This is a genomic window from Rhizobium rhododendri (assembly GCF_007000325.2).
GTDB lineage: Bacteria > Pseudomonadota > Alphaproteobacteria > Rhizobiales > Rhizobiaceae > Rhizobium > Rhizobium rhododendri.
This window is the reverse complement of the sequence record NZ_CP117267.1, coordinates 1,910,171-1,925,700: the sequence shown is the minus strand read 5'-3', so window position 1 is coordinate 1,925,700 and position 15,530 is coordinate 1,910,171. Positions and strand designations below refer to the sequence as shown.

The 15,530-nt window shown below is 59.8% G+C and carries 16 protein-coding genes; 9 read left to right on the top strand and 7 right to left on the bottom strand.

What is annotated here, in order from left to right:
- Positions 1-44 precede the first annotated feature (44 nt).
- Together PR018_RS09425 and PR018_RS09420 are read left to right on the top strand one after the other, a co-directional pair.
- On the top strand, positions 45-401 hold the full coding sequence (locus PR018_RS09425) for a hypothetical protein (protein ID WP_142823258.1): 357 nt from the start codon (positions 45-47) through the stop codon (positions 399-401).
- A gap of 257 nt (positions 402-658) precedes the next feature.
- Entirely contained in the window at positions 659-1,363 is a 705-nt protein-coding gene (locus tag PR018_RS09420; RefSeq protein WP_142823257.1) for a hypothetical protein, read from the top strand.
- Positions 1,364-1,369: 6 nt separating this feature from the next.
- On the opposite strand, the gene PR018_RS09415 is transcribed toward PR018_RS09420, so the two are convergent.
- The 4 genes from PR018_RS09415 to PR018_RS09400 all read right to left on the bottom strand — a co-directional run bounded on the left by PR018_RS09415 (position 1,370) and on the right by PR018_RS09400 (position 4,067).
- On the bottom strand, positions 1,370-2,080 hold the full coding sequence (locus PR018_RS09415) for a LuxR C-terminal-related transcriptional regulator (protein ID WP_142823256.1): 711 nt from the start codon (positions 2,078-2,080) through the stop codon (positions 1,370-1,372).
- Between the two features lie 150 nt (positions 2,081-2,230).
- A complete protein-coding gene (locus PR018_RS09410) occupies positions 2,231-2,428 on the bottom strand; it encodes a hypothetical protein (RefSeq protein ID WP_142823255.1) in 198 nt (65 codons plus the stop codon).
- A gap of 289 nt (positions 2,429-2,717) precedes the next feature.
- Entirely contained in the window at positions 2,718-3,014 is a 297-nt protein-coding gene (locus PR018_RS09405) for a hypothetical protein (protein ID WP_142823254.1), read from the bottom strand.
- A gap of 87 nt (positions 3,015-3,101) precedes the next feature.
- Positions 3,102-4,067 (bottom strand): polysaccharide lyase family 20 protein, encoded by a 966-nt coding sequence (locus tag PR018_RS09400; protein ID WP_142823253.1) that lies wholly within the window; start codon positions 4,065-4,067, stop codon positions 3,102-3,104.
- A gap of 155 nt (positions 4,068-4,222) precedes the next feature.
- On the opposite strand from PR018_RS09400, the gene PR018_RS09395 reads away from it, so the two are divergent.
- Positions 4,223-4,717 (top strand): heme-degrading domain-containing protein, encoded by a 495-nt coding sequence (locus tag PR018_RS09395; RefSeq protein WP_142823252.1) that lies wholly within the window; start codon positions 4,223-4,225, stop codon positions 4,715-4,717.
- Between the two features lie 55 nt (positions 4,718-4,772).
- On the opposite strand, the gene PR018_RS09390 is transcribed toward PR018_RS09395, so the two are convergent.
- Entirely contained in the window at positions 4,773-6,020 is a 1,248-nt protein-coding gene (locus PR018_RS09390; protein ID WP_142823251.1) for an AGE family epimerase/isomerase, read from the bottom strand.
- Between the two features lie 404 nt (positions 6,021-6,424).
- Here PR018_RS09390 and metH point away from each other — a divergent pair, with 404 nt between their 5' ends.
- The 4 genes from metH to PR018_RS09370 all read left to right on the top strand — a co-directional run bounded on the left by metH (position 6,425) and on the right by PR018_RS09370 (position 11,019).
- A complete protein-coding gene (gene metH / locus PR018_RS09385; protein ID WP_142823250.1) occupies positions 6,425-10,201 on the top strand; it encodes a methionine synthase in 3,777 nt (1,258 codons plus the stop codon).
- 185 nt (positions 10,202-10,386) lie between these two features.
- Complete coding sequence (locus PR018_RS09380; RefSeq protein WP_142823249.1) at positions 10,387-10,605, top strand: type II toxin-antitoxin system Phd/YefM family antitoxin; 219 nt, start codon at positions 10,387-10,389, stop codon at positions 10,603-10,605.
- 11 nt (positions 10,606-10,616) lie between these two features.
- Positions 10,617-10,802 (top strand): type II toxin-antitoxin system VapC family toxin, encoded by a 186-nt coding sequence (locus tag PR018_RS09375; RefSeq protein WP_224127738.1) that lies wholly within the window; start codon positions 10,617-10,619, stop codon positions 10,800-10,802.
- A gap of 76 nt (positions 10,803-10,878) precedes the next feature.
- Positions 10,879-11,019, top strand: a complete 141-nt coding sequence (locus tag PR018_RS09370) for a PIN domain-containing protein (protein ID WP_224127735.1) — start codon at positions 10,879-10,881, stop codon at positions 11,017-11,019.
- 3 nt (positions 11,020-11,022) lie between these two features.
- On the opposite strand, the gene PR018_RS09365 is transcribed toward PR018_RS09370, so the two are convergent.
- Positions 11,023-11,787 (bottom strand): GntR family transcriptional regulator, encoded by a 765-nt coding sequence (locus PR018_RS09365; RefSeq protein WP_142823248.1) that lies wholly within the window; start codon positions 11,785-11,787, stop codon positions 11,023-11,025.
- Positions 11,784-12,668, bottom strand: coding sequence for a glucosamine kinase nucleotide-binding domain-containing protein (locus PR018_RS09360; RefSeq protein WP_142823247.1), 885 nt, complete (start codon positions 12,666-12,668; stop codon positions 11,784-11,786). Before PR018_RS09360 ends, PR018_RS09365 begins: the two co-directional genes overlap by 4 nt.
- 470 nt (positions 12,669-13,138) lie before the next feature.
- Between PR018_RS09360 and PR018_RS09355 the strand changes: the two genes are divergently transcribed.
- On the top strand, positions 13,139-14,398 hold the full coding sequence (locus PR018_RS09355; protein WP_111222796.1) for an ABC transporter substrate-binding protein: 1,260 nt from the start codon (positions 13,139-13,141) through the stop codon (positions 14,396-14,398).
- A gap of 171 nt (positions 14,399-14,569) precedes the next feature.
- Positions 14,570-15,523 carry a carbohydrate ABC transporter permease gene (locus PR018_RS09350; protein ID WP_142831459.1) on the top strand — a complete coding sequence of 318 codons (954 nt, stop codon included), beginning with the start codon at positions 14,570-14,572 and terminating at the stop codon, positions 15,521-15,523.
- Positions 15,524-15,530 lie beyond the last annotated feature (7 nt).

Genomic DNA, 15,530 nt, shown 5'->3' with positions numbered 1-15,530 from the left:
GCTCCTTGAGAAATGAGCGGCGATAACGCCGAATTGGAGTACCGATGAAGAAAATTTTTACAGGTTTTGCTGCAGCAGCGCTTGCTGCGATGGTTGGCCTTTCCGGGGTTGCGCCGGCGTCTGCTGCGCCGCTGCCTGCCATGACAATGGCTGGTGGCTCTGACGTTACGACTGTCCAGTACAATCCCGATGCGCCACCGCCTCGTCGCATGAACCGCGATCGCCGCAGCCCACCCGGTTACCGCAACGATGAACGCCCTGGCTTCCGCCGCGGCCCTCCGCGCGATCGTCGCGGCAATTGGAACGGTTATCGTGGCTATGAGCAACGCCGTCCCGGCTATCGCCGCCACAGCGATGGCTTCTGGTATCCATCGGGTGCGTTCCGCATCCGGATCCAGTAATCGGTATCAGCTTCAGCGATTATAAAGGCGGCCTCAGGGTCGCCTTTTTTCGTGAATTTTACCGAATTTGGGCGTTGCTTGCCTCTCAATGGCGCCTGTCCGATCATCACAGTTTGCTAACCATCAACCGACGTGGGAGACACAACTTGACGTTGGCACGGTAAATCTACGGTGCCAATCGGCCGTCGCATTAAGATTTCGTCCATAGCATCCCAACAGAGCGCAACGAGACTGCTCGGGAAAAAAGGGGAATTGCAGTGTCTGACAAGAAGGCCGCCGAAAAGCTACAATACGGAAATCGCTTCGGAAACGACATCGTAAAGTTAGCGAATGCCTCCCTCAGCCTTGCCTCCCAATCTTCCGAATCCGAAATCGCAGCTGCGAAATACGCCCGATGGTTCAGCAACGGCGAGGTAATACCGGAGCCATCCGAGACGTCACGAGCGCGTTTCCGCAAGATCCTGCCGACAATGGACGCCATCGAGGTCGCGTCGGCGACGCGCGAAAACCTGTCGATCCTTGGGAACGACGCACATGATCTTTTTTCCGATCGACTGCCGGCCAACAACCGGATGAGGAAAGCGAACCGCTCCAGCGTGCTGCCTTCCATCCCCTATCTCGGCAGCTGCAAGTTCGGCGAAGTGGTGGTCGGCCAGTCGTCCGCGAGCTATTCGGTGCTGCAGCTTTTCATTGCCAATTTCGACGGGGAATTCGACACCTCCGCCGGTGCAAGCTTCTACAAGCCGAATAGTCGCGAGTTCGACCAGATGTTTTTTGGCGTGCATGTCGTGGTTGATCGGGACGGTAATCCGCTGGGTTTCGATCGCAAGCGCGGCGTCGACGGTATCGCATTCAAGACGAAGGATCTGAACAAGGCGCTTTACAATGTTGCCGCCGCTGCCACCGGTCTTTCGATGGAGCAACTGAAGGCACGGGCGCAGGCGGCCGCGCGCAAGAGGTAGGCCGCGCTAGTCTTCCCTTTGGCCCGCATCGATAATCCGGTCTTCCGCCATGCGGCGGTCCATGTGGATGGAGAAAAGCTTGGCGGTGAGATGGACGACGTTGCGCGCCTCATAGCGGATCTTCATCTTGTCGATCCGGTGCTCGATGGTCCGCTGAGACAAGCCAAGCTCCACGGCGATTTCCCTGGCGGTCTCGCCCTCCATCAGCAGTTGGATGATGACTTCGTCAACCGGGTCCAGCTTGGCGTCAACAGGTGCCTTGAAAAGGAAACGGCCTTCGGTGAACGATACGCACCATTCCGCCCGGCCGTTGGTTTTTTGAGGGATCAGCAAACGGTCGTAGCCGACATTGATGCCGGCGATTTTCGTCAGGACCAGATCGATCAAGGGCTTTCGCAGCGAAAGCGCGCGGCTGTAGTGGGGGATGACGGCGTCGAGGAGGTAGGTCCTGTCTGGCAGGTTCCTCAACGGACCGTCGGGAAACATCTTTTTCAGATTGAGAATGCGACTGTTGATCCCGTAGGGCTTGATGCGACGGAAATACCAGTCGAGAGGATCATCGCTTCTGGTGTCGATGAAGTTGAGCGACATCTTCAGAGACATGGTCTCGCTTATCGTGCCGCAGAACGTCTCCGGATCTTCTATCGGGCTGGTTGCATCCAGCCAGTTGTCGATCAGGGTCTGGGATATGGAATTGAAAGTCGATTTTGAAGTCATGCGAGGCTTACCGTAACGGCAAGCCCGCAGATTCGCATGGTTGATTTAACAATTATCAATCTGTCGCGTGGGTTGTTTTTTGCGACTGTTGCGCGAATATCTCACGTCAGGCCGAGACCCCGTGGTCCGACGTCGGTCAGCCCCTTAGGTTCATGCGTTGTGCAAAGCGCTGAGGAGATCTTCCTGCGTACGATGTCCCGCATGAAGGAGGTCGATTGCCCTGTTGGCCGCCGCAAGGCCGGCCTGGCTTGAAAGTTTAATTTCCCGTTCCGCACACCAAGCGTAGAGGGCACCGGCGAGAACATCGACTTCTTCGGAGCAGATCGGCGTCTGGATCAGCATGGTCATATCGCCCCCCTCTTGATGAAAGCACCCGCGATCAGGTGACGATCCCATAAAGCCGCGATTTTTCTAATATTCAAGCGAGACCGCACGGGGGTGTTAATATCCTCCGAAAACGGGACACCCCACCGTTCCGTAACGGTACATTACTGCTATTTGGAAGGCGCTGCTGCCCCGGACTGGGGCAGATCGGTCCCTGGAATTTCAGGGACTTTTGGGACGACGAGAAGCAGCACAGTCAGGATGACGGCCAGCCCGACCATGGCTGCGAGGATGATTTGTGCACGACGCGAGATCACTGGCGATTAAGCCTCGATGCTTCTATTGATGCGCTGATCAGTTCCTCGGCAAAGCCGAAGGCAGATTCTGCGTCCTCGCTGCCGAGCTTCAGTTCACCGCATTTCGCATGCATGGCGCGGCGAATTTCCTCCAGAAGAGCTTTGTCGACCTTCTGGTCGCCTTCACTGAGTGCATGGGTGAGGGCGCATTGGGCCAAGATCTCAAGCACCGCGAGGCGACCTTCGATTTCTCCCAGCGACGGGATTGCATTTTTCGCGCTATCGCGAGCACAGTCACGGGTTGTGTTAAGCATAGCTATCGCCTCCTGATGACAACTTTACTAAACGCACCATGCGCGCAATGGTTCGCTCCTCCAAACAATTTCGTCGCTATTTCGCCTTTAGTCTGCGGGACACAGCGATGCGTCGGCCAGAACATCCCTGCAGCGGGGCGAACGGCGGAAATCATCGTAATACATGGTCCATTCAGTAGTGTCCGCGTCGCGGTAAGGGCCGAACTTGAAATACTGGTTCCTGCCGAGACCCTTGTCCGCGTGGCCGATATGTCCCTTTACGGTGACAATCCATTTATCGTTGGCAAAAATCTCGATGCGGCCGGTGCCGTCTGGTCCAGGCTGCGTGTAGATGGCGAAATCGATCCAGCCTGAACCGGGCGTCGGCAGTTTGTTGCCACGATCGGTGATGGTCATCGCATCCGTGCAACTGGTGAACTCACCGCCGTCGCTCTTGGTCCAGGTGGCGTCTGTCGCGACGAGGGCACGCATCTGGTTGGTGTCGGGGCGGTACCAGACAGGCGTCTGGCCGGAAGCGCAGGATCCGGGTTTCACGCTTGGCGCACCCGACGGCGGCGCGACGTAGTTCGTCTCGACAGTCGCAAACAGCTTGCCGTTGTTGAGGCGCAGGGCGAGGAAGGGGCTGAAGTCGCCCTTGGCCTCCGGGCCGATCTCGCGCTTCCACTGGGCAATCAGGTAACGATGGTCTCCTGATGGTATCGGATCGGCGAACTTGACCGCAAATCCGTACCAGACGCCTTGATCATAGGGGACGCGATATTTGGTTTTCTCCCAGATCTCGGCGCGTTCGCTGCAATTTTCTTTGCCGGCTGCGCAATTCGGCTTGATGGTGAGTTTCAACGCGCCGCCGCCGCTTCGGCTCACCGCGGACTGGAACTGGTAGGTGCCTGCCTTCTGCTCGGCGTTATTGCGATAGTAGAGGTGACCGGCCGGGGCGAAATCTTTCCCGTCGAAGCCGTCGCGCAGCACTTGCTGGCCACCGTCTTCGGCCCGGGCGCTGGCAATCCGCGAGATCGCGGTCAGGATGGCCAGAAAGATGATCTTGGCGCGCATTAAGTCGGGGTTCCGGCATATTTCGATTGTCGCATCATTGACGTGAACGCAGCGCCTCGGCAAGGGGCGGTGATTGGACAATCGAAGACAAGCCGGTGGACAAACAGCGCGCTTGGGGCTTGATTGCGTTCAGAGAAGACGAGGGAGTTCCGACAATGACCATTGACCACGATCTCAGCCGCATTGCCGTGCAGGAAGAAGTGCTGCGCTTCGACTCTTTCGATTTCTCCACCGCCTGGGTTCTCGGCAATCTGCTGCACGATCTGGCGCGCGAGCGCAATCTCGGCGTGGCCATCGACATCACCCTGCATTCGATGCCGGTATTCTACGTGGCGCTTGCCGGCTCGACGCCGGATAACGCCAACTGGATCCGCCGCAAGCGGGCGATGGTTCTCCGCTATTTCCGCAGCAGCTATGCCAGCGGTCTTGAATTGAAGAAAGCCGGCAAGACTGTCGAGAACAACGGACTGTCGGCGGCCGACTACGCGCCGCATGGCGGCAGCTTCCCGATCCACGTCATCGGCACAGGCTGCATCGGTGCCGTCACCGTCTCCGGCCTGCCACAGCGCGACGACCACAATCTGGTGGTCGAGGCGCTGGCACTGACGCTCGGGCATGAATTGCACAATCTCAGCCTGGCGACGGAATAGCCACACGAGAATGCGGCGCGGGATGGCATCGCCCCGCGCCGTCATCGGATAGCGATCAGAGCCTGCCGCTGGCTTCCGATATCACCCTGGTCAAGCTGCCGGTCGCCGGAAATAGCGGGATCAGGCAGGCCTGCAGGGCGTGGTAGATATCTCCCTTGCCGCTAAACAGTGTGTGGGCAGGGGCCAGATCTTCCGTCAGTTCCTCATGCCAGCCGCCGTTCTGACGGTCTATAAACGCCTTGCCGATGATACCCCAGATCTTGCGATAGCTCTGCTCGTGGAAGTCATCAGGCAGATGCGCGTTGAGATAGTGGGCAGCGCCGGCTCCTTCGCAGGCCGGCCACCACAGCTTGTTGCGCTTGGCCGGTACATCCTCCCAATCGAGCGTGTAGAAAAAGCCACCGATCTCCTTGTCCCAGCCCAGCGACATCGACTGCGCAAACAGGTGGCGAGCCGCTTCCGGCATCCAGTCGTGGCGCTTGCCGCCCAGCGTCCAGAGCTGCAGCACGAGGCGTGCCCACTCCAGCCAGTGGCCGGGCGTCGTGCCGGACGGGCGGAACATCTCGTTGCCGCGATAGGTCTTGTCGAGCTGCCACTGGGCATCGAAATGCTCGGGCACGCGGAAGCCGACAGCGCCTGCCTGCCGCCGGATGATGAGGTCGGCGATACGTTCGGCCTTGTCGAGGTATGACCTGTCGCCCGTCGCCTCGAACGCTGCCATCAGCGCCTCGGTCAGATGCATATTGGAGTTCTGGCCATGGTAGTCACCGATCGGTGACCAATCCTGATTGAACTCTTCGGCGATGGCGCCGTGGCTGTCTTCCCAGAATTTCTCGTCGATTATTTTCGTTATGTCGGCGAGCATCTCGTCTGCCAGCGGATGGCCGACGGTCTTTGCCGATGATGCGGCGAGCAGCACGAAGGCGTGGCCGTAACCCTGCTTGCTGGCATCGACGGGACCGTCATTGTTGACAGTCCAGAAGTAGCCGCCGTGGGTCTTGTCGCGGTGATGATGCCAGAGGTAGCTCATGCCGTGGTCGATGATCTCGTCGGCCCCGGGCCGCCCCAGCAGGCTGGCGATCGAAAAGCAGTGGACCATGCGGGCGGACGAATGAATGCCGCGCACCGAGTTATCGGCACCGAGCGGCTTGCCCGCATCGTCCATGTCGTAAAACCCGCCCTTCGGATTGACGGCGCGATACTGGAAGAAATCGAACAAGCCGTTGGCCTGATCGAGCAGCCAGCGGCGATGATAGTCGCGGTTGCTCCAGTTTCCCAGCGTGGCGGGTTCAGCTGCGATCATAAGTGTTTCCTCCGGGAGTCTTTATAAATGCCAAGCGCGGTGCGCGCCCTTGGCCGGGATTCTTAGTGTCAGTGATCCGACAAGAACAGAGCTGCGGCGTCAAGTGCGTTGCGCGCACTCGAGTGCTTGTCGGTGGATCGCTGAAAAACGTGGTGCAGGCTGCATAGATATCAAGCCGCACCTCACCACTCTTGCCCTCTGCGGGTGCAGTATGTTTTGCGACGACCGATGCGCCAGCAACCAAGACCGAAGTCCGGTAATCGCGGGCGCACCTGCATGTTTTTTGCCGTTCGGCAAAAAGAGCGGCTATATTGCAAATCACTATGATCGACCGCATATATTGACATAAAGATATCTTTATGTGATTGAATGCGGAGTCGCAGTCGGGTCGAGGGAGTATGCTGGTGTTTGACGATCTTTTTGGTCCGGAAGCGGCGAAGCGGGACGGCAGCGATGTGTTCGCGGCGCTTAAGCAGGCAGCCAGCGAGCGCATTCTGGTGCTCGATGGTGCCATGGGCACGCAGATTCAGGGGCTTGGCTTCGACGAGGAGCAGTTCCGCGGCGACCGCTTCATCGGCTGCGCCTGTCACCAGCAGGGCAATAACGACCTTCTGATCCTCAGCCAGCCCGACGCCATCGAGGAAATCCACTATCGCTACGCCATGGCCGGCGCCGACATCCTGGAAACCAACACGTTTTCCTCGACGCGCATCGCCCAGGCCGACTACGAGATGGAAGGCGCTGTCTACGATCTCAACAAGGAGGGTGCACGCGTCGTGCGCCGGGCTGCCATCCGTGCCGAGCGGGAAGACGGCCGTCGCCGCTTTGTCGCCGGCGCCATCGGCCCAACAAACCGTACGGCATCGATCTCGCCCGACGTCAACAATCCCGGTTTCCGCGCCGTCTCCTTCGACGAGTTGCGCATTGCGTATGGCGAGCAGATCGATGGGTTGATCGATGGCGGCGCCGACATCATCCTGATCGAAACCATTTTCGACACGCTGAATGCCAAGGCCGCGATCTTCGCCTGCGAGGAGCGATTTATCGCCAAGGGCGTCCGCCTGCCGGTTATGATCTCCGGCACGATAACCGACCTTTCCGGCCGTACCCTTTCGGGCCAGACGCCATCGGCGTTCTGGAACGCGGTTCGCCATTCCAATCCGTTCACCATCGGCCTTAACTGCGCGCTCGGTGCCAATGCCATGCGGCCGCATTTGCAGGAGCTGTCAGGGGCTGCCGACACGCTGATCTGCGCCTACCCGAATGCCGGCCTACCAAACGAATTCGGCCAGTACGACGAGACGCCCGAGATGATGGCGGCGCAGATCGAGGGCTTTGCAGCCGAGGGTTTGGTCAACATCGTTGGCGGCTGCTGCGGCTCGACGCCGGACCATATCCGCGCCATCGCCGAAGCCGTGTCGAAATACAAGCCGCGCGCCATCCCCGAACATCGTCCCTTCATGTCGCTGTCGGGTCTCGAGCCGTTCCAACTCACCAAGGATATTCCGTTCGTCAACGTCGGCGAGCGCACCAATGTCACCGGTTCGGCGAAATTCCGCAAGCTTATCACCAATGCCGACTACAACGCGGCCCTGGCTGTCGCTCGCGACCAGGTCGAAGCCGGCGCTCAGGTGATCGACATCAACATGGATGAAGGCCTGATCGATTCCGAGAAGGCGATGGTCGAGTTCCTGAACCTGATCGCAGCCGAGCCGGATATCGCTCGCGTGCCTGTCATGATCGACTCGTCGAAATGGTCGATCATCGAGGCCGGCCTGAAATGCGTCCAGGGCAAGTCGATCGTCAACTCGATCTCGCTGAAGGAAGGCGAGGAGAAGTTCCTCGAGCAGGCACGGCTGGTACATGCCTATGGTGCCGCGGTCGTCGTCATGGCGTTCGACGAGACCGGCCAGGCCGACACCTACCAGCGCAAGGTCGATATCTGCACCCGCGCCTACAAGATCCTGACCGAACAGGCGGGCATCTTACCCGAGGATATCATCTTCGATCCGAATGTCTTTGCCGTCGCCACGGGCATCGAGGAGCATAACAATTACGGCGTCGATTTCATCGAGGCGACGCGGACCATCCGGCAGACCATGCCACTGGTGCATATCTCCGGCGGTGTCTCGAACCTGTCATTCTCGTTCCGCGGCAACGATACGGTGCGCGAGGCGATGCACTCTGTCTTCCTCTATCACGCCATCCAGGCGGGGATGGACATGGGCATCGTCAATGCCGGCCAACTGGTCGTCTATGACACCATCGATCCTGTTCTGCGCGAGGCCTGCGAGGACGTGGTTCTCAACCGCCGCCCTGACGGCACGGAGCGGCTGCTCGAGGTCGCCGAGCGCTATCGCGGAACCGGCGTGCGCGAAGCCCGTGTACAGGATATGTCCTGGCGCGAGCTCCCGGTTGAAAAGCGCATAGAGCACGCGCTGGTTAACGGCGTGACCGAATTTATCGAGGCCGACACCGAGGAGGCGCGCCAGGGTGTCGAGCGACCGCTGCACGTCATCGAAGGCCCCCTGATGTCCGGCATGAACGTCGTCGGCGACCTGTTCGGCTCGGGCAAGATGTTCCTGCCGCAGGTGGTCAAATCCGCTCGCGTCATGAAGCAGGCCGTCGCCGTATTGCTGCCCTACATGGAGGCTGAAAAGCTGGCCAATGGCGGCAACGGCGAGCGCGAGGCGGCCGGCAAGGTGCTGATGGCGACGGTCAAGGGCGACGTTCACGATATCGGCAAGAACATCGTCGGCGTCGTGCTTGCCTGCAACAACTACGACATCATCGACCTCGGCGTCATGGTGCCGGCGGCGAAGATCCTTGAGACAGCAATCCGCGAGAAGGTCGACATCATCGGCCTGTCCGGCCTGATCACCCCGTCGCTCGACGAAATGGTGCATGTCGCGGCAGAGATGGAGCGCCAAGGCTTCAATATTCCCCTGCTGATCGGCGGAGCGACTACAAGCCGCGTTCATACGGCGGTGAAGATCCATCCGGGCTATTCCTCTGGCCAGGCGGTCTACGTCACCGATGCGTCGCGCGCAGTCGGCGTCGTCTCGGCGCTGTTGTCGCCTGAGGGCAAGAAAAATTATGTCGACACCATCCGCGAGGAATACGCCAAGGTTGCGGCAGCGCATGCCCGCAACGAACTGGAAAAGGTCCGCCTGCCGCTTTCCCGTGCCCGCGAAAATCCTGAGAAGCTCGACTGGTCGGCCTATACCCCAAAGACGCCGTCGTTCTTCGGCACCAAGATCTTCGAGGACTATGATCTGGCCGAACTGGCGCAATACATCGACTGGACACCGTTCTTCCAGACCTGGGAGCTGAAGGGCCGCTATCCGGCCATTCTCGAGGACGAAAAGCAGGGCGAGGCGGCACGCGCACTGTTTGCTGACGCACAAGCGATGCTGAAGAAAATCATCGACGAAAAGTGGTTTCGTCCGCGCGCCGTCATTGGTTTCTGGCCAGCAGGTGCCGTCGGCGACGACATCAGGCTGTTTACCGACGAGACGCGGACTGCGGAGCTTGCGACTTTCTACACGCTTCGCCAACAGCTCTCGAAGCGCGATGGACGGCCGAATGTGGCGCTGTCGGATTTCGTGGCACCCGTCGACAGCGGCGCCGGGGATTACATCGGTGGCTTCGTGGTCACGGCTGGTGTCGAGGAAGTGGCGATTTCGGAACGCTTCGCCGGCGCCAACGACGACTACTCGTCGATCCTCGTCAAGGCGCTGGCCGACCGTTTCGCCGAAGCCTTTGCCGAGCGGATGCACGAGCGGGTGCGCCGCGAATTCTGGGGATATGCGACCGAAGAGACCCTGTCGCCCGAGGAGATGATCAGCGAGACCTATGCCGGTATCCGGCCGGCGCCGGGATATCCGGCCCAACCTGATCATACCGAGAAGGAAACGCTGTTCCGGCTGCTCGATGCGGAAGCGGCCACCGGCGTCAAGCTGACCGAGAGCTATGCCATGTGGCCGGGCTCGTCAGTGTCCGGCGTCTATATCGGCCACCCCGGCTCCTACTATTTCGGTGTCGCCAAAGTCGAGCGCGACCAGGTGCAGGATTATGCCGCCCGCAAGGGAATGCCGGTCGAGGAAGTCGAGCGCTGGCTCGGCCCGGTGCTCAACTACGTGCCGAACAAGCGCGAGGAAAAGATCGACGCTGCCGCCTGATCGGCGTGTCTTTGCAAGCGGTTAGGGCTAGACGCTGGCGATTTGATTCACGTTCATGCGGCCGGAAGGTGATTCACCTTTCGGCCGTAAGTGTTTGATCAGGCAGCACATAGCGCTCGATTGAAAATGGATGGTGATGCGTTTGCCCCGATGTTATTTTGGCTAACTTAGCTAAGGGCCAGAAGATGCAAGTCACCGTCCACGCCGCAAAGACCAATCTGTCCAAGCTCATTGATGCTGCGCTTTCCGGGGAAGAGGTTGTCATCGCCAAGGGCAGCAAGCCGGTTGTGAAGCTTGTGCCCATCGAGCGGCGGTCGTTCAAGATAGGCATCCTCAAAGGCAAGTTGACAGGCGATGCTCCGGATTTTCTCACCGACATGGATGAGGAAGAACTGGCGCTCTGAGAAGGCGCGCAGTGAGTTCATTCCTGCTCGACACCCATGTTTGGGCATGGTCGCTGACGGGCGACAAGCGGCTCTCACCGAGAGCGGTCGCAGTGATGGAGAAGGCCGAGCATATTTTCGTCAGCCCGAGCAGCCTGTTTGAAATCTGCCAAAAGGTCCGTATCGGCAAATGGCCGGAGATGGAGCCGTTTGTTTGAGGAACTTCCGGCGCTTCTCTAGCAGCAGGGCGGTGAAATCGCTGATATTACTCCTGCAATATGCGTCAATGCTTCGATGATGAACTGGGGCCACCGCGACCCCTTCGACCGGTTGCTTGCAGCAACGGCCATGGACAGTCGCATCGCGATCATCTCGGCAGACGTTGTTTTCGATGCTCTCGACGATCTCGGAGACTGGATCGCTCGCATCTGGTAAACATCAACCCGGCCCGATGGTCAGTTCCGCGACGAAATCGTAGGCGTCGCCGCGATAGAGCGAGCGGGTGAATTCGACTGCGCGGCCGGAGGCGAGATAGGAGATGCGCTCGATCGACAGGCCGGCTGCTCCAGCCGATACTCCGAGCAATTCCGCATCCGTCTCCTTCATGTTTGTCGCAGATATGCGCTGCACGGCGCGCACCGGCCGCACCTGACGCTTCTCAAGTTCGGCGTAAAGCGAGGCGGTAACGGTCGACGGGTCGGGCAGGAATTCGCCGGAGACGCTGGCGTGTTCGATCGCCAGCGGCTGGTCGTCGGCGATGCGCAGGCGGCTCAGGCGGGAAACCTTGGTGTCGGCGGCAAGGCCTAGGATCATCATCTCGTCGGGCGAGGGCGTGTGGATGCCCTTGTGCAGCCATTGCGATCGCGCCGTCATGCCGCGCCGGGCCATATCCTCGGTGAACGAGGTCAGCTGCGACAGCTTCTGCTCGACCTTGGAGACCGGCTTGCTGACGAAGGTACCGGAACCATGGCGCCGCACCAGCAGCCCGTCGGTCACCAGGTTGTCGATGGCCTTGCGCACGGTGACCCGACTGACGGCGGCATATTCGGCAATGTCGCGCTCCGGCGGCAGAGCGTCGCCCTGCTTCAACGTACCAGCCTTGAGGGCCTCCTCCAGCGTTCTGCGCAGCTTGACGTAGAGCGGCCCCGTGCCTGCTTCCTGCATGCGGGCGGGAGAGAAGATCAGGGTCAGGTCGCCGGTCATGCGCTGCGCCTTTCGTCTTGCCCGGCAAGGGCGACCGCAAACGACACGGCTCCCTGCAGCGCGTCACCGAGTGGATCGACAAGCAGCGCCTGATGCGCAGTGCTCAGCCACGCGCGATAGGCGAGAGCGAGGCCACCGAGCAGGCAGACAGTGTTGCAATCTGGCCAGAGCAGGGCATCGAGGCTGTTGTCGATGTCAGACGCCGCCTTGCGGACGATCCGGGTTGCGATGGCGTCGCCAGCAGCAGCGTGCTCGAAAACCTGAGGCGCATACCGGGCAAAATCCCCCGGCGTGGCACTATGCGCGAATTCCACGACGTCCTGCGGATTGTTGCGGAATGCGGCCATGACGATGCGCGTCAGCGGCGTTGCGGCGCAGACGCCGTCGTGGGCAAGCAGTGCCAGTTCGAGGAGGTCGCGGCCAAGCCTGGCGCCGCTGGCCTGGTCTCCGACGACAAACCCCCATCCGCCGATCTCGGTTACCTTGCCGTGACGTCTTGCGCCGTAGACGGAACCGGTGCCGAAGGAAGCGACAACGCCGTCCGAGGGTCCGAGTGCTCCCTGCAGGGCGATCAGCTGGTCGGTGACGACCTCGGCCTTGGCAAATGGCAGTGCTTCGCGGATGAGGCTACCGTGAGGGCCGACATTGGCGCCGGCAACGCCAAGCACGGCGGTGCTGCTTACGAGGCAGGATGGATCAATCCCGGCGTTCTCAAGGGCGCTGCGGCTGGAGGCAACGATGTTCTCAAGGGCCATCACGCGGTCCGACATGATGTTGGCAGGGCCAGCCTTGCCGCGCCCGAGAATTCTGCCGGTCGCATCTGCTACGGCGGCACGGCAACTCGTTCCGCCGCCGTCTATGCCGATTGCATACTTCGTCATGTGAGCCCCCGGATGCCGTCCGTTCCCGCGTTTTTCACTACCATACCAAAAAAATACCATTTACCAAGTGCGAAGATGATCTGCGCCGTTTGTTTTTATTCGATTGTTTTTGTTGTGAATTTTTCGTTTCCAGGATTTTTTGCGACGAAAAGGTTAAATTCAACTGGACAATTGGTATTTTTTTGGACTTAATTCCGACCAAGGGAACAGCATCGACGGACATCGGCGGAAGCGGCAAACAAAAATAGCCGGAGCGCCAGGCGGACGACAATATTCGTCAGCAGATGTCACGGCAAAGGGCGGATCGATTTCGATCCGTGCGGCGTGACGTTGCAGCGTTTTCCTGATTGATATGTATTCCTGCTGCGGTTTCATGCGGGGATATGGGTCGCCGCTGGCTTGAGCCGGCCGGTGCTCGTTTCAGATCGAAAACGGCGTCTTGAGACGCCAGGAACAGGAGAGGGAAAAAAATGACACAGAAAATTCTGAAGGGCTTGCTGCTCGCATCCAGCCTTTTGAGCTCGGCCGGGTTCGTTCATGCGGCCGACGTCACTTTGAACGTCGAGAGCTGGCGCAATGACGACCTGTCGATCTGGCAGACAAAGATCATCCCGGCTTTCGAAGCCAAGAACCCGGGCATCAAGATCACTTTCTCGCCGACAGCACCGACCGAATACAACGCCTCGCTGAATGCCAAGCTCGATGCCGGTTCTGCGGGCGACATCATCACCTGCCGTCCGTTCGACGCTTCTCTGGACCTGTTCAACAAGAAGCACCTTGCCGACCTGACGACGCTGCCGGGCATGAGCAATTTCTCGCCGGTCGCCAAGGCTGCCTGGTCGACGGATGACGGCAAGTCGACCTTCTGCGTACCGATGGCGTCTGTCATCCATGGCTTCATCTACAACAAGGATGCCTTCGCGAAGCTCGGTATCTCCGTTCCGAAGACCACCGACGAGTTCTACGCCGCGCTCGACAAGATTAAGGCTGACGGTACCTATATCCCGATGGCCATGGGCACGAAGGACCTCTGGGAAGCCGCAACGATGGGCTACCAGAACATCGGTCCCAACTACTGGAAGGGCGAAGAAGGCCGAGTTGCGCTGATGGAAGGCAAGCAGAAGCTGACCGACGCCGACTGGGTCGAGCCTTTCAAGCAGCTGGCCAAGTGGAAGCCATACCTCGGCGACGGTTTCGAAGCCCAGACCTATGCCGACAGCCAGAACCTCTTCACTCTCGGCCGCGCCGCTATCTATCCGGCCGGCTCTTGGGAAATCGCGCTGTTCACAGCCCAAGCCCAGTTCAAGATGGGCGCTTTCCCGCCACCGGTTCCGAAGGCCGGCGACACGGGCTACATCTCGGATCATCCGGATATCGGCGTTGGCCTGAATGCCAAATCGGCGCATCCGGAAGAAGCCAAGAAGTTCCTGTCCTGGGTTGCCTCGTCGGAATTCGCCGACATCTACGCCAACTCGCTGCCGGGATTCTTCAGCCTGAACTCGACACCGGTGAAGATGAGCGATCCGCTGGCGCAGGAATTCGTCTCCTGGCGCGGTCCGTACAAGTCGACGGTTCGCTCGACCTACCAGATCCTGTCGCGTGGCACGCCTAACCTCGAGAACGAAACCTGGGTGGAATCGGCCAACGTCATCAACGGCACGGATACGCCGGAAGTTGCTGCCAAGAAGCTACAGACCGGCCTCGACAGCTGGTTCAAGCCTGCCAAGTAAGAAGTTTACCCTCCCCTTGAGGGGGAGGGTCGGCCCGACGGGCCGGGGTGGGGTGATCCTTGCGCGTGTGGCGTCACCCCCACCCGCAGCCTCGCTGCGACCTCCCCCCTCAAGGGGGAGGTACCGTGATCATGCTGTGCCCGCGCAAGCCCCAAGAAAACAGGCAAAGCCATGAGCGACATCACCACTTCAGCGGCCCTGCAGCCGGTTTCGATCAAGCGCCAGCGGCGCTGGCATATTCTCGTTTTCCTTTTTCCGGCGTTCCTGGTCTACACGGTGGTGATGATCCTGCCGCTGGTCGAGACCCTGCGGCAATCCTTTTACAATCTGGTCGACGGGCAGCTTACCTTCGTCGGCCTTGCCAACTTCAAGGTGCTGTTCGGCGATATCAGGTGGGCGCATGATTTCTGGAATGCGCTTCGCAACAACTTCATCTTCTTCGTCATCCACATGTGCGTGCAGAACCCGATCGGCGTGGCGCTGGCCGCCATGCTGTCGTTGCCGAAGCTTCGCTTCGTCACCTTCTACCGCACGGCAATCTTCCTGCCGACGCTGCTGTCCTTCGTCATTGTCGGCTTCATCTGGAAGCTGATCCTGTCGCCGCTCTGGGGCGTCACGCCGTGGATGATGGACCTCGTTGGCCTCAAGGCATTGTTCAGCCCGTGGCTCGGCAAACCGGGTTCGGCGCTGATCGCGGTCGCCCTGATCTCCGTCTGGCAATATGTCGGCATCCCGATGATGCTGATCTATGCGGCGCTGCTCAACATCCCAGAAGAAGTGATCGAAGCTGCGGAATGCGACGGCATTACCGGCTGGAGCCAGTTCTGGAAGATCAAGCTGCCGCTGGTGTTGCCGGCTATCGGGATCATCTCGATTCTCACTTTCGTTGGCAATTTCAACGCCTTCGACCTGGTTTATACAGTGCAGGGTGCGCTCGCCGGGCCTGATGGCTCGACCGATATTCTGGGCACGCTGCTCTATCGCACCTTCTTCGGCTTCCAGCTGCAGCTTGGCGACCGCTCCATGGGCGCAACGATCGCAACCGTCATGTTCCTGATCATCCTTGCCGGCGTCTCGTTCTACCTGTTCATCGTTCAGCGGTGCATCCGCCGCTACCAGTTCTGAGGCGGCA

Excerpts from the sequence above, each read along its gene's own strand:
- PR018_RS09370 (WP_224127735.1), top strand. The coding sequence starts at position 10,879 with ATGATGAACTGGGGCCACCGCGACCCCTTCGACCGGTTGCTTGCAGCA.
- PR018_RS09365 (WP_142823248.1), bottom strand. The coding sequence starts at position 11,787 with ATGACCGGCGACCTGACCCTGATCTTCTCTCCCGCCCGCATGCAGGAA.
- PR018_RS09380 (WP_142823249.1), top strand. The coding sequence starts at position 10,387 with ATGCAAGTCACCGTCCACGCCGCAAAGACCAATCTGTCCAAGCTCATT.
- PR018_RS09360 (WP_142823247.1), bottom strand. The coding sequence starts at position 12,668 with ATGACGAAGTATGCAATCGGCATAGACGGCGGCGGAACGAGTTGCCGT.
- PR018_RS09410 (WP_142823255.1), bottom strand. The coding sequence starts at position 2,428 with ATGACCATGCTGATCCAGACGCCGATCTGCTCCGAAGAAGTCGATGTT.
- PR018_RS09415 (WP_142823256.1), bottom strand. The coding sequence starts at position 2,080 with ATGACTTCAAAATCGACTTTCAATTCCATATCCCAGACCCTGATCGAC.
- PR018_RS09390 (WP_142823251.1), bottom strand. The coding sequence starts at position 6,020 with ATGATCGCAGCTGAACCCGCCACGCTGGGAAACTGGAGCAACCGCGAC.
- PR018_RS09355 (WP_111222796.1), top strand. The coding sequence starts at position 13,139 with ATGACACAGAAAATTCTGAAGGGCTTGCTGCTCGCATCCAGCCTTTTG.
- PR018_RS09350 (WP_142831459.1), top strand. The coding sequence starts at position 14,570 with ATGAGCGACATCACCACTTCAGCGGCCCTGCAGCCGGTTTCGATCAAG.
- PR018_RS09395 (WP_142823252.1), top strand. The coding sequence starts at position 4,223 with ATGACCATTGACCACGATCTCAGCCGCATTGCCGTGCAGGAAGAAGTG.
- PR018_RS09405 (WP_142823254.1), bottom strand. The coding sequence starts at position 3,014 with ATGCTTAACACAACCCGTGACTGTGCTCGCGATAGCGCGAAAAATGCA.
- PR018_RS09400 (WP_142823253.1), bottom strand. The coding sequence starts at position 4,067 with ATGCGCGCCAAGATCATCTTTCTGGCCATCCTGACCGCGATCTCGCGG.
- PR018_RS09425 (WP_142823258.1), top strand. The coding sequence starts at position 45 with ATGAAGAAAATTTTTACAGGTTTTGCTGCAGCAGCGCTTGCTGCGATG.